The organism is Klebsiella quasivariicola (assembly GCF_002269255.1).
Taxonomy (GTDB): domain Bacteria; phylum Pseudomonadota; class Gammaproteobacteria; order Enterobacterales; family Enterobacteriaceae; genus Klebsiella; species Klebsiella quasivariicola.
Map to the genome: position 1 here is coordinate 5,065,642 of NZ_CP022823.1, position 13,384 is coordinate 5,079,025.

12 protein-coding genes are annotated in these 13,384 nt (G+C 47.2%); 8 read left to right on the forward strand and 4 right to left on the reverse strand.

All coding sequences use genetic code 11. The features are described from left to right. Window positions 1-15 precede the first annotated feature (15 nt). Window positions 16-369, reverse strand: coding sequence for a DUF4156 domain-containing protein (locus B8P98_RS25500; protein ID WP_025712601.1), 354 nt, complete (start codon window positions 367-369; stop codon window positions 16-18). A 649-nt stretch (window positions 370-1,018) separates the two neighbouring features. Between B8P98_RS25500 and B8P98_RS25505 the strand changes: the two genes are divergently transcribed. The 6 genes from B8P98_RS25505 to B8P98_RS25530 all read left to right on the forward strand — a co-directional run bounded on the left by B8P98_RS25505 (window position 1,019) and on the right by B8P98_RS25530 (window position 6,891). Further along, a complete protein-coding gene (locus tag B8P98_RS25505) occupies window positions 1,019-1,561 on the forward strand; it encodes a fimbrial protein (protein WP_025712600.1) in 543 nt (180 codons plus the stop codon). A 50-nt stretch (window positions 1,562-1,611) separates the two neighbouring features. Next, complete coding sequence (locus B8P98_RS25510; protein WP_025712599.1) at window positions 1,612-2,292, forward strand: fimbrial biogenesis chaperone; 681 nt, start codon at window positions 1,612-1,614, stop codon at window positions 2,290-2,292. A 49-nt stretch (window positions 2,293-2,341) separates the two neighbouring features. After that, window positions 2,342-4,915 (forward strand): fimbria/pilus outer membrane usher protein, encoded by a 2,574-nt coding sequence (locus tag B8P98_RS25515; RefSeq protein ID WP_042929400.1) that lies wholly within the window; start codon window positions 2,342-2,344, stop codon window positions 4,913-4,915. Between the two features lie 18 nt (window positions 4,916-4,933). Then, window positions 4,934-5,893 carry a fimbrial protein gene (locus tag B8P98_RS25520; RefSeq protein WP_042929398.1) on the forward strand — a complete coding sequence of 320 codons (960 nt, stop codon included), beginning with the start codon at window positions 4,934-4,936 and terminating at the stop codon, window positions 5,891-5,893. Between the two features lie 242 nt (window positions 5,894-6,135). Then, window positions 6,136-6,498 carry a hypothetical protein gene (locus tag B8P98_RS25525; RefSeq protein WP_009309364.1) on the forward strand — a complete coding sequence of 121 codons (363 nt, stop codon included), beginning with the start codon at window positions 6,136-6,138 and terminating at the stop codon, window positions 6,496-6,498. A gap of 30 nt (window positions 6,499-6,528) precedes the next feature. After that, a complete protein-coding gene (locus B8P98_RS25530; RefSeq protein WP_025712597.1) occupies window positions 6,529-6,891 on the forward strand; it encodes a hypothetical protein in 363 nt (120 codons plus the stop codon). 674 nt (window positions 6,892-7,565) lie between these two features. On the opposite strand, the gene groL is transcribed toward B8P98_RS25530, so the two are convergent. Both groL and B8P98_RS25540 read right to left on the reverse strand, forming a co-directional pair. Further along, window positions 7,566-9,212, reverse strand: coding sequence for a chaperonin GroEL (groL, locus tag B8P98_RS25535; RefSeq protein ID WP_025712596.1), 1,647 nt, complete (start codon window positions 9,210-9,212; stop codon window positions 7,566-7,568). A gap of 37 nt (window positions 9,213-9,249) precedes the next feature. Next, window positions 9,250-9,543 (reverse strand): co-chaperone GroES, encoded by a 294-nt coding sequence (locus tag B8P98_RS25540; RefSeq protein ID WP_004152420.1) that lies wholly within the window; start codon window positions 9,541-9,543, stop codon window positions 9,250-9,252. A gap of 232 nt (window positions 9,544-9,775) precedes the next feature. On the opposite strand from B8P98_RS25540, the gene yjeH reads away from it, so the two are divergent. After that, window positions 9,776-11,026: an L-methionine/branched-chain amino acid transporter gene (gene yjeH / locus B8P98_RS25545; RefSeq protein ID WP_095033545.1), complete on the forward strand. Its 1,251-nt coding sequence runs from the start codon at window positions 9,776-9,778 to the stop codon at window positions 11,024-11,026. Window positions 11,027-11,076: 50 nt separating this feature from the next. Here yjeH and B8P98_RS25550 read toward each other — a convergent pair whose 3' ends face one another. Further along, the gene (locus B8P98_RS25550; protein WP_025712594.1) at window positions 11,077-11,553 is read right to left on the reverse strand and encodes an FxsA family protein; all 477 of its coding nucleotides are present in this window, start codon (window positions 11,551-11,553) and stop codon (window positions 11,077-11,079) included. Between the two features lie 337 nt (window positions 11,554-11,890). Here B8P98_RS25550 and aspA point away from each other — a divergent pair, with 337 nt between their 5' ends. Beyond that, window positions 11,891-13,327 (forward strand): aspartate ammonia-lyase, encoded by a 1,437-nt coding sequence (gene aspA / locus B8P98_RS25560; RefSeq protein WP_025712593.1) that lies wholly within the window; start codon window positions 11,891-11,893, stop codon window positions 13,325-13,327. Window positions 13,328-13,384: the final 57 nt, after the last annotated feature.

Here is a 13,384-nt window from a genome sequence, read left to right on the forward strand (position 1 = left end):
GCCAAATCGAAACGATTAGTCTGGGCACTTATAAACCTGACCATTCATCTCACTATCCGTAGGTACGAAACTGGAAAGTAGCCCTTGAGTTGGGCTGCTCACCCCATAAATCACGTTCCCCCCCATCGCGGCAGCGTGATTTCGCAGGGCATTTGCAGCCCCCCGCATCGAGCCACCCTCATCACCGTTTTGCCCAGAGAGCCAGTTGCTTTGTTTCCCCGTCGCGGTACCTAACAACTGGCATTCAGTACCTGGTTTCTCCTGCACGAAGCGTACCGCCTCCCCTCCTGCGGTCAAATCACTGCTCGAACTGCATCCTGCCAGCAGTAGCGAAGCCCCAATTATCACTGCAAAATATTTCACCTGCATGTTGCTCCCCATAATCATTTAGTTGGGCACACTAGCCTCACATCTACAACTTATACTAAAAAGATGATCAAATTGAAATTATTAATCTATCGTAAAGAGCGGTGTGTGCCTTCCGGACACCTGTCGCAGTGTATGGCAGCCATCTGAGCATAAAGATAGGCGATATCGCTTGATACCTGGCATACTTTTCGTGCTATAACCCACTGTAAAACATATTATTTCTCTAAAAACTGGCATTTTGAATTTTTTCCAAAACACCAAATATTAAGAACTCACATAATCTTTGTTTTTTAATGTTCATGACAAAAATATTTTATTCTTTCTTGAGCGAATAAAGATACATCAATAAAATGATACAAACAAAATAAAACCACCTCATCAATAATAAATCAAAGCATTGTATTCTATGAACAAATAAATTCGATAAATTTCACACTCTCACGTAGTAAAAGTCACATCAAATTCATTACGTGACCTCACCCATTGTGCATTACTTTCGTTGCGCTGTGGAACACTCGCCAACGCGAAGGTCCACTGCAGGCAAAGGGAAATAAGTGTGTGTTGTATCAGTATGCTTAAAACTCCTGCGCTTTTAGAAGTTAACTGGTTTTTAAAACTATCATCTAGAAATGAAATAAGGAATTTTCAAATGAATAAACGTATTATCGCAGCACTGATCGCCGCAAGCGGCCTTGTAGCATTCAATGCTAGCGCTAACGATGGCACCATTAACTTTATCGGTGACATTACTGATGGCGCATGTACTGTCGATGTACAAAATACTGGTTCTTCTACCGGTCAGGTTACTCTCGGCTCTGTACCAAAATCTGCATTCTCTGGCGTCGGTTCCACTGCAGGTAACGGTTCTGGTCTGGCTGCGATCACTATCTCCCTGTCAGGTTGCCCGACTACCAAAACCGACGCTTATGTGACTTTTGACGGCGACTATTACAATGGGCTGAATGACTACCTGAAACTGACCGGTTATGGTAACACTGGTGTTGCAAAAGGTGTTGCCATCCAGCTGATGGATTCCAACAACAATCACCTGAAACTGGGTGAGAAATCTGCTGCAATTCCGCTGACAGCTGGCGCCGCAGATGTTGCATTTAAAGCAACTTATGCACAAGTTGAAAGCACCGTTGACGCTGGTACTGCAAATGGCGTTGCGACCCTGCTGGTAACTTACTAATTATCAATGCCTCTCATTTATATGAGAGGCATTTTTATATATGGTGCATTATGCGAATCTTAAATTCATTGCTATCCATTATACTCCTTTTTTCTACCTCTCTCGCCTGCTACGCAGGAGTACAGGTCGGAACGACTCGTATAATTTATGCAGAAGGTAAAAAGGAGGCGAGCGTATCCCTTGATAACCTGGACAGTACTCCTTATCTAATTAAGTCGTGGATTGAAAATAATAATAATGCTGGGACTCACTTTTTAGTTACTCCCCCACTCTTCCGTCTGGAAGGTAAACAAAAAAATGTTGTCAGGATCTTTAAGCTTGATGGCGTTTTGCCTGCCGATCGTGAGTCACTTTTCTTTTTTAATACGACGTCAATCCCAGCCAGTACGACAGATGCCGATCGTAATACGTTGCAAATTGCAGTTCGTACCAGACTTAAGCTCATTTTCCGCCCGAAAGGACTAAGCGATGACGTGCCAGTAAACCATGCTAAAGAATTATCATGGTCAAAAAATGGCAATCAGATTATCGTCAAAAACCCGTCAGCTTTTTACATTAATTTCATGTTTATCAAGGTGAATGGTCAATCAATAGTCATGAAAGATAAAAACTTCGTTGCACCATTCTCCTCAGCAAGTTACTCATTGCCTGCAGGTAGCGGTGGGAAAGTAGAATGGAAAATCATCAATGACATGGGTGGCCAAAGCGACCTTTATCAAAGCAGTTTCTAGTTGAGCTTGATGCATAAAATATAATTATATAAAACCCAAGGACGAGGTAATGATTAAAAAATTCAAATTATCTCCATGCTGTTTAGCTCTTATAAGTATCGGCGTGTTAGCCATATCTTCTGAGCTACATGCAAGAGAATTTTTTAACCCAGCATTTCTTACCGATCTAAACGGTTCAGACGTGAGTCCGGACCTTTCGGCTTTTGAAGTGGCAAATTCTCAGGCCCCTGGGAAATACCGGGTTGACATTATCATCAATGGTACCGTCGTCGATACCAAAGATGTTGATTTCTTTTCTACGGCAGAACAAAAAGCAAGCTATCTTAACGAGGCGGGAGAAGAGCTTAAACTATACCCATGCTTATCAACAGAGGAATTAAGTGGTTATGGTATTAAGGTAAAAGCAATCTCTTCATTAAAAACAAACGCTAATGGTTGCGTCATTATCAGTTCCATTCCAGAAGCCTCTGTTGATTTTAACTTTAACTTACAGAAGCTTGAGTTAAGTGTTCCGCAGGCCGCAGTATCCTCAACGGTTCGTGGGTATGTTTCACCTGATGAATTTGACAATGGTATTAACGCGTTCTATTTAAATTATAGATATAATGGAACCAGTAGCTATGCACGGGATAACGGATTATCAGATCAAGAGAACCATAGTGTCAACTTACTACCAGGCTTAAATATCGGACCATGGCGTATTAAAAACTATACTACGTGGAATAAAGATAGTTATGATGATGATAGCAATGGCAAATGGGATACTATTTATACCTATGCTGAACGAAATATTATTTCACTTAAAAGCGTATTAACATTAGGTGAAAGCACTTCAGATGCTGATATTTTTGATAGTGTGCCATATCGTGGTGCGCAATTAAACTCAGACGATTACATGGATGCGGAAAGTATCCAGGGATATGCACCTGTAGTACGAGGGATTGCGAAAAGTAACGCAAAAGTTATTATTAAACAAAGTGGATATATTATTTACCAATCTTTCGTTCCTCCAGGAGCCTTTGAGATCACCGATCTGTATTCAACAGGTGGCAATGGAGACCTCAATGTCACTATCGAAGAAGCGGACGGAACTCAACAGAATTTTGTTGTAGCTTATGCTTCACTTCCCGTATTGCGTCGTGAAGGTAGTTTAAAATACAGCATTACATCAGGACAATACCGCTCCTCTGACGGTAGCGTTGACTATACTCCGTTTTCACAAGCAACGGCCAGCTACGGTTTACCATACAACACCACCCTATACGGGGGATTCCAAGCTGCTTCAAAATATCAATCAGTGGCCATTGGCGTCGGTAACAACCTGGGTGTACTTGGTGCTGTTTCTTTAGACGTAACACAGGCCTGGTCGACGAAGCAAGATCAAGATAAGATATCGGGCCAATCTGTGCGTATACGCTACAGCAAAAACCTGAACGATATAGGCACAAATATAGCGATTGCAGGCTATCGTTACTCAACGAGCGGCTTTAATACCCTTTCAGATGTTCTTGAAACATATCGTGATGACTATAAATACTATTACAACGATCGCGTTAAAAATAGAACTGAAATTACCGTAAGCCAAAGCCTCGGTGATAAGTTAGGCTATTTTAACATCGGTGGTGTAATGGAGGATTACTGGAATCAGCGTCGCAGGAATAACTCATTTAACGTAGGTTACAGCAATAGCTGGAGCGGTATTACGTATAATTTAAACTACTCCCATTCTCGCTCCTCAACTGACTATGAGGGCTACGGAAGGAATTATTCCACTGATAATATATTTTCATTCAACGTCAATATTCCTCTCGATATTTGGATGCCGAATACTTGGGTAACCTATGGCTTGAATAATAGCGATCCTGGTTCAACCAGTAATAGTGTCGGTTTATCCGGGCTTGCGTTGGCAGATAATAATCTGAGCTGGAACTTACAACAGCAATACGATAATCGAGACTTCAGCAGTGGTAATGCTGGCGTCGACTATAAGGGTAGCTATGGTGAAATTTACGGTAGCTACAACTATGATCATGAGTGGCAACGCCTTAATTATGGTATTAACGGTGGTGTAATTGTGCATCGCAATGGTATTACAGCTGGACAATCTTTTAGTGATACAAGTGCTCTTGTAAAAGCGCCCGGAGTGACCGGTACTCGTGTTATTGGAAATACCGGTGTAAAAACAGACTACCGTGGCTATGCGATAGTTCCAAATATTACGATGTATCGCAGAAATGATGTTGTTCTTGATACAGAAACAATGCCTGAAGACGTTGATTTAGATACAACGACTGCTACAGTGGTACCAACACGTGGAGCTATAGTATTAGCTCAATACACAGGTAAAAAAGGGATCAGGGCTATGTTTCGTCTAATTGATACCAATAATAAGCCAGTCCCATTTGGTGCTATGGTAAACAGCGTTGCAGAGACGTCACAAGAAGTTCGTAATGGTATCGTCAGTGATAATGGTCAGGTTTATATGGCTGGTTTGCCTTTGGAAGGGGCACTATCAGTTCAGTGGGGTAAAAAGGCTTCTCAGCAGTGTCGTGCAAATTATCAATTTTCGGATGCTGAAAAAACAAGCGGTATTCAACAAAGTCAACTTGTGTGCCACTACTAACGAAAGAAGGACCTGACTATGTATAAAATTATGGTGGCTATTATCACCACCTTTATCGGTATCTATAGTTCGCAGTGCTTAGCTGCTGCGACTGGCTGTGTTGTGTTGGACGGCAAGACGTATACTTTAAATTTGTCTTCAATAGCTATCGATCCAGATGCCGAGGTTGGCGCAACTCTCTATACAGCTCGCCTCGATACAGAAGGCCCAAAGATAACCTGTCCTTTAAACTCAGGAAGAGGTAAATATACCTCTAAAATGCTTGGCTCTTTCCAGACATTAGTGAGCTCGAATGTTTATGGTAATATTTATGCCTCAGGTATTGATGGTATCGGTATTCAAATACGAGATCTTGTACAATCTTCAAAAGCCGTCCCTTATTCAGCGTCTATGACTTCTGGCGACTTATTATATTGGTCTACCGATAAAAAAACGGTCATTAGCTTCATTAAAACAGGCACTGTCGGTCAAGGAACGACGAATTATGGTCTCGCGGCCCAGTTTAATGTTGATGACTGGGTTGTAGCAAAAATATCTATTAAAGCAAAAATTTCCTGGATTACTAAAAGCTGCGTAACCGACCCTAGTTCACGAATTCAAAATATTCAGCTTGGTAATCACCTTGCTTCTTCATTTACGTCTGTTGGAAGCACGTCTACGGATACCAAGTTCTCCGTTAAGCTTAATTGTCAAAAGGATGCTAATGCTGTCTACGTTTCTTTTGACCCAACGACCGGTAGTACTGGAAAAGGTATACTTAATGTTGACACCAGTAATTCAGATGCCGCCACAGGTATAGCAATTGAGATACTTAATGCTAACGATCGTTCTCCTTTAGTTTTCTCTAGTGAAACCAAATATCATACCAATATGGAGAGCTCAGTAGAGATCCCACTTGTTGCTCACTATAAACGTATCGGGACGGTTAAATCAGGGACTGCTAATGCTGCAATGACCTTCACGATAAATCAATATTAATAAAACTTAAAATGAACTGTGATGTGAACCTAACCTCACAGTTCATTAAGCAGCAATAATTCATGTAAAGATGAGTTGAAAAACAGAATTGGATATTTATTCTGTAACGGCTTCCAGTAACAGGAATGCTTCTTGGCATTCACGTTATATTATTGACCAATGTATATTGATTAATAAGGAAGAAAATATTGGTTCGATCTAATATACAATTGTAAGTTTTATTCTTTTTTCAAGGAGCATTAATGAAAGAGTTATCAGTAATTGAAATGGAATCCATTGCTGGTGCATACAGCTGGGATTTTTCCTCCCTGGGTTCAGCACTGACTTCTATCGTATCAAACGGCGTTGAAGCGGTAGCATCCGCGGTCACTCTGGGATCGATTCTTGCTAGCTACGGCAGTTCTATTGGTGGAACTCATGGCAGCGATAACGGCGGGATCTTCGGCGTTGGTACCATTGGTATGGCCGTTGGTGGCTTATGGGGGCTGATCGCTGGCGGTATTATCGGTGCTATTACCGGTGCCTTACTTGGTTGGGATGATTCTATGCAACTGACCATGGACGGTTATAAAGGTTTGATTGATGGAACAACCGGCATTTTCTAATTTCACCACTGATTAAAATAAGGACATAAAATGAAAGAATTATCTGTAATTGAAATGGAATCAATCTCTGGTGCTTATAGCTGGGACTTCTCATCCCTGGGATCGGCGATTTCATCTATTGCATCAAACGGCGTTGAAGCAGTCGCTTCTGCTTTGCTGTTAGGTGCAATTACCGCAGGTGGTGGTAGCATCGTTGGTGGCTCCCACGGCAGCGATAACGGCGGTATCTTTGGCGTTGGTACCATCGGTATGATGATCGGTGGGCTCTATGGCATTATCGTTGGCGCAATTAACGGTGCCGCAGCAGGTTTCTTCCTGGGCTGGGATCAGTCAAAACAGATCGCGATTGATAGTTTAGAAGGTATCTTTAACGGTACTCCGGGCATTTATTAATCTCGATTTATTTTTCAACATAAAAAGGTACGACGTTGTACCTTTTATGTTTTTTCCCATTTCAATTTTTTATTTGAAAAATTTATCACTTCTTTTTTATTAGCAAATCATTCTAAAAAATAAAACATCATTATTATAAATTTCATCTATAGGTTTATTACAATAAACCAATTTAGTGATTAGAATTGATCAACACATCAATAGAATATAAGAAACTTATTACATTTTTTTATACTTTTAATACCCCGTTCCAGTAGCAAATCTTTTCACACATCAATTTCCATTTATAATTATTAATTAAGCTTATGTAATTTTAAACTGATTATTCTCCTCCCTTAACACAGTACCAGACTAAACAGGAAAATCAACGGATAACCCGTTAATTCAATCACTTAATAACAGCCTGAACATTCACTGGCTTCTGTCACTAGAAGAGGCGCAGGACGATCTCGAGAACTGGCGCAGGAATACAATCAATGAGAGAAAGTATTAATCAGTAAATGACATGATCCGGATGAATTTATCCGAAGTCTCCGAAAAGACGAAGATCACTGATTTAGCACAGCACTGATTTTGTACCAGGGTTACGAAGAGGATGATTAAAAATAACAATAAAAAACCCCCAGCCATTGCTGGCCAGGGGTTTCTGCTTTTTTAAGCCGTAGAGCGCACGATTACATCATGCCGCCCATACCGCCCATGCCACCCATGCCGCCGGCAGCACCTAAATCAGGCGCATCACCTTTCGGCAGGTCGGTCACCATGCACTCGGTGGTGATCATCAGACCAGCCACGGAAGCCGCGTACTGCAGAGCTGAACGGGTTACTTTGGTTGGGTCCAGGATACCGAAGTCGATCATGTTGCCGTATTCTTCAGTTGCCGCGTTGTAACCGTAGTTACCGTCGCCTGCTTTCACGTTGTTTGCCACAACAGACGGCTCTTCACCGGCGTTGGACACGATCTGACGCAGCGGTGCTTCCATTGCACGCAGCGCAACTTTGATACCGACGTTCTGATCTTCATTCTGACCGGTCAGGCCAGTGAGTTTCGCTGCAACGCGAACCAGCGCTACGCCGCCGCCAGCCACCACGCCTTCTTCAACCGCAGCACGGGTTGCGTGCAGGGCGTCGTCGACGCGTGCTTTTTTCTCTTTCATTTCAACTTCGGTAGCCGCACCGACTTTGATTACTGCTACGCCGCCAGCCAGTTTAGCGACACGTTCCTGCAGTTTTTCACGGTCGTAGTCGGAGGTCGCTTCTTCGATCTGCTTACGGATCTGAGCAACACGGCCCTGGATTGCGGATTCTTCGCCAACGCCATCAATGATGGTGGTGGTGTCTTTGTTGATAACCACGCGTTTCGCCTGGCCCAGGTCTTCCAGAGTCGCTTTTTCCAGCTCCATACCGATCTCTTCAGAGATAACGGTACCGCCAGTCAGAGTGGCGATATCCTGCAGCATAGCTTTACGACGGTCGCCGAAGCCCGGTGCTTTCACCGCAGCCACTTTAACGATGCCGCGCATGGTGTTAACCACCAGGGTCGCCAGCGCTTCGCCTTCAACGTCTTCAGCGATGATAACCAGCGGTTTGCCCGCTTTCGCTACGGCTTCCAGAACCGGCAGCATTTCGCGGATGTTGGAGATTTTTTTGTCAGCCAGCAGGATGAACGGGCTTTCCAGCTCAACGGCACCGGTGTCCGGCTTGTTGATGAAGTACGGAGACAGGTAGCCGCGGTCGAACTGCATACCTTCAACTACGTCCAGTTCGTCTTCCAGACCAGTACCGTCTTCAACGGTGATCACGCCTTCTTTACCAACTTTATCCATCGCTTCCGCGATCAGTTTACCTACGGTTTCGTCGGAGTTAGCGGAGATAGTACCAACCTGAGCAATCGCTTTAGAGTCGGAGCACGGTACGGACAGCGCTTTCAGTTCTTCAACAGCAGCAACGACAGCTTTGTCGATACCACGTTTCAGATCCATCGGGTTCATGCCCGCAGCAACAGCTTTCAGGCCTTCGTTCACGATAGCCTGAGCCAGTACGGTTGCGGTGGTGGTACCGTCGCCTGCCGCGTCGTTCGCTTTAGAGGCAACTTCTTTCACCATCTGCGCGCCCATGTTTTCGAACTTGTCTTCCAGTTCGATTTCACGTGCAACGGAAACACCATCTTTGGTGATGGTCGGCGCGCCGAAGGACTTATCCAGAACCACGTTACGGCCTTTCGGACCCAGGGTTACTTTAACTGCATCTGCCAGTACGTTTACGCCGCGCAGCATTTTTACACGAGCGTCGTTACCGAATTTTACGTCTTTTGCTGCCATTTCTTTTATTCCTCAAATTCGTTCAGGGTCGTGCGAATTACGCTTCAACAATTGCCAGGATGTCGCTTTCGGACATGATCAGTACTTCTTCGTTGTCGATCTTTTCAGTCTTCACGCCGTAGCCATCGTTGAAAATCACGATGTCACCAACTTTAACGTCCAGCGGCTGCACAGTCCCGTTTTCCAGGATGCGGCCTTTACCGACAGCGATGATTTCGCCACGCGTTGACTTAGCTGCTGCAGAACCGGTCAGAACGATGCCGCCCGCAGATTTGGTTTCAACTTCTTTACGTTTGACGATCACACGATCATGTAACGGACGAATACTCATTGATAGCTCTCCTTCGAGAAAGTCATTATCAGTTATGGGTGACGCCGGGCCGAACGCGGTTTACCGGCTAGTGCAGAGAGAGATGGGGATGGCCATTTCCGGCTTCAAGGGCAAAATTAAAAAAAATTTTTACCTTTGCGCTGGCGCACAAAAAGCGGCCATGCCAGGCAATCGGTCATAAGGAAAAGCGATTGTGATACTCTCTTTTTTTTCACTGGCGCAGGATTGAATCATGAGTGGTTTAAAACAGGAGTTAGGGCTGGGACAGGGAGTCGGGTTGCTTTCCACCTCATTGCTGGGTACTGGCGTCTTCGCTGTCCCGGCGCTGGCGGCGCTGGTCGCTGGCGATAACAGCCTGTGGGCATGGCCGCTGCTCATTCTCCTCGTTTTCCCGGTCGCCATCGTGTTCGCCCTGCTGGGCCGCCATTTTCCCAGCGCGGGCGGTGTAGCTCACTTTGTCGATATGGCCTTTGGCCCACGTCTGGCCAGCGTCACCGGCTGGCTGTTTTTATCGGTTATCCCGGTCGGGCTCCCCGCCGCCCTGCACATCGCCACCGGCTTTGGCCAGGCGCTGTTCGGCTGGCACGATACACAGTTGCTGCTGGCGGAGCTGGGTACCCTGGCCGTCGTCTGGTGGGTCGGTTCGCGTGGCGCCAGCTCCAGCGCCAACCTGCAGACGCTGGTTGCCGTACTGATTGTGGCGCTGATCGTCGCCGTCTGGTGGCGCGGTGGAATAAGCCCGGCGCTGATCCCCTTCCCGGCCCCGGCGGAAATTGACCGCGGGCAGCTCTTTTCGGCGCTGTCGGTGATGTTCTGGTGCTTTGTTGGTCTGGAAGCCTTTGCTCACCTTGCCTCGGAGTTTAAACATCCCGAGCGTGACTTCCCCAGGGCGCTGATGATAGGCCTGCTGCTTGCCGGTTCGGTCTACTGGGCCTGTACCGTGCTGGTGCTGCACTTCCACGCCTTTGGCGAGGAGATGGCGGCGGCGGCGTCATTACCGAACATCGTGGTCCGTCTGTTCGGTGTCGAAGCGCTGTGGGTGGCCTGCGTCATCGGCTATCTCGCCTGTTTCGCCAGCCTCAACATCTATATTCAAAGCTTCGCCCGCCTGGTCTGGTCGCAGGCGCAGCATAAGCCCGAAAGCTACCTCGCCCGCCTGTCGCCGCGGCAGATCCCGCGCAACGCCCTTAACGCCGTGCTGGGCTCCTGCGTGATCAGTACCTTGTGTATTTATTTGCTCGATATCAATCTGGACGCGCTGATCGTCTATGCCAACGGCATCTTCATCATGATCTATCTGCTGTGCATGCTGGCGGGCTGTCGTTTGCTGCGCGGACGCTATCGGCTATTGGCGGTGGTGGGCAGCATTCTCTGTTTGCTGCTGTTAACGATGGTCGGCTGGAAGAGTCTGTACGCGCTGGTGATGCTCGCGGTGCTGTGGCTGTTTTTACCAAAGCGCAGGCTGGCGACGGGAAGCGTATAGATCTGGAAAGAAAGCGGCCCGGACGCCTCTGCTGACCGGGCCGCTGTATGTTATTCGCGGCGATCGTCCTTATGGTCCAGACGGTCGTGTTGCTCATCCTTGCGCTGGAATTCCCCTTCGAAGGTCTCCCCGCCGCCAGTTCCGGCGCTAAAGCCGCCGCCCGGCATCCGGCTGAAACGCAGATGCGGCATCAGCTTCATCGTCAGGTGCTTTTGCACCGGCGGCAGAAGCAGCAGCAGGCCGAGGAAGTCGGTAAAGAATCCCGGGAGCAACAGCAGCAGACCGGCGATAATCAGCGATACGCTTTTGATCATCTCCGCCGCCGGACTCTCGCCCGCGGCCATCTTCTGCTGCATCAGCAGGAAGTTTTTGAAGCCCTGGTTACGCACCAGCGACATCCCCACCACCGAGCTAAAGATCACCAGAATCAGAGTCATAAAGACGCCCAGCACGTGCGCGACCTGAATAAAGATCGATATCTCAATGTAAACGTAAAGAAAAAAGGCAATAAACGGAATCCAACGCACTGGCGTCTCCTTCATCGACGGGCGCTGCGTTCAGCGCCCGTAATCATCAATTTGCTGATCGCATCCCACTAAGATGGGGGTAATGCGCGAATTTTCAATCAGCGGAAATGCTTATTTTTCTCAGGAATAGAAAAGCGGTGATTCATTTCACAGATTAATAAATCTTCACATACCCGCGATGTAATAAGTGATCAAGCTTACTGATATTCGCTATCATCAGCATATGATCTTGGGCACCGGGCCGGTTAAGGAAATAATCGTCGGCCAGAAAATATACTGAATCCTGGATATTCTGTGTATTTGGTGAATTCATTGGCAGCTTGAAAAGAAGGTTCACATGTTAAACAACATTCGTATCGAAGAAGATCTGTTGGGCACCAGGGAAGTTCCCGCAGACGCTTACTACGGCGTTCATACTCTGCGAGCGATTGAAAACTTCTACATTAGCAACAGCAAAATCAGCGACATACCAGAATTCGTGCGCGGCATGGTGATGGTGAAGAAAGCCGCGGCGCTGGCGAACAAGGAGCTGCAGACCATTCCCAAAAGCGCGGCAAATGCAATTATCGCCGCCTGTGACGAGGTCCTGAATAACGGCAAATGCATGGACCAGTTCCCGGTCGATGTCTTCCAGGGCGGGGCCGGCACCTCCGTAAACATGAACACCAACGAAGTTTTGGCAAACATCGGCCTTGAGCTGATGGGCCACCAGAAAGGCGAATACCAGTACCTGAACCCAAACGATCACGTCAACAAATGCCAGTCTACTAACGATGCCTACCCTACCGGGTTCCGCATCGCGGTGTATGCTTCCATTCTGAAGTTAATCGATGCGATTAAACAGCTGGGCGAAGGCTTCCAGGCGAAAGCCGTGGAGTTCGAGGACATTCTCAAAATGGGCCGCACCCAACTGCAGGATGCCGTGCCGATGACCCTCGGCCAGGAGTTCCATGCCTTCAATGTGCTGCTTAATGAAGAGACCAAAAGCATTCTGCGCACTGCGGAGCTGCTGCTGGAGGTGAACCTCGGCGCCACCGCGATCGGTACACGCCTCAACACTCCGGACGGCTATCAGCAGCTGGCGGTGCAGAAGCTGGCGGAAGTGAGCAACTTACCGGTCGTCCCGGCGGAAGACCTGATTGAAGCCACCTCGGACTGCGGGGCATACGTCATGGTTCACAGCTCGCTGAAACGCCTGGCGGTGAAACTGTCCAAGATCTGTAACGACCTGCGTCTGCTCTCTTCCGGACCGCGCGCCGGCCTCAACGAAATCAACCTGCCGGAGCTGCAGGCTGGCTCTTCTATTATGCCGGCGAAGGTTAACCCGGTAGTGCCGGAGGTGGTCAACCAGGTCTGCTTTAAAGTCATCGGCAACGATACCACCGTGACCATGGCCTCCGAAGCCGGCCAGCTGCAGCTGAACGTGATGGAGCCGGTGATCGGCCAGGCGATGTTCGAGTCCATTCATATCCTGACCAACGCCTGCTACAACCTGCTGGAGAAATGCGTTAACGGCATCACCGCCAATAAAGCGGTGTGTGAAGGCTACGTCTACAACTCCATCGGCATTGTCACCTACCTCAACCCGTTTATCGGCCACCACAATGGCGATATCGTCGGCAAGATCTGCGCCGAAACCGGCAAGAGCGTACGGGAAGTGGTGCTGGAGCGTGGACTGCTGACGGCGGCGGAGCTGGATGATATTTTCTCCGCGCAAAACCTGATGCATCCCGCTTATAAAGCGAAGCGTTATACCGATGAAAGCGAACAGTAATCTTTCAGGTTAGTCATTGAAAGGCATGTCAGCGATGACATGCCTTTTTTGCTTTTA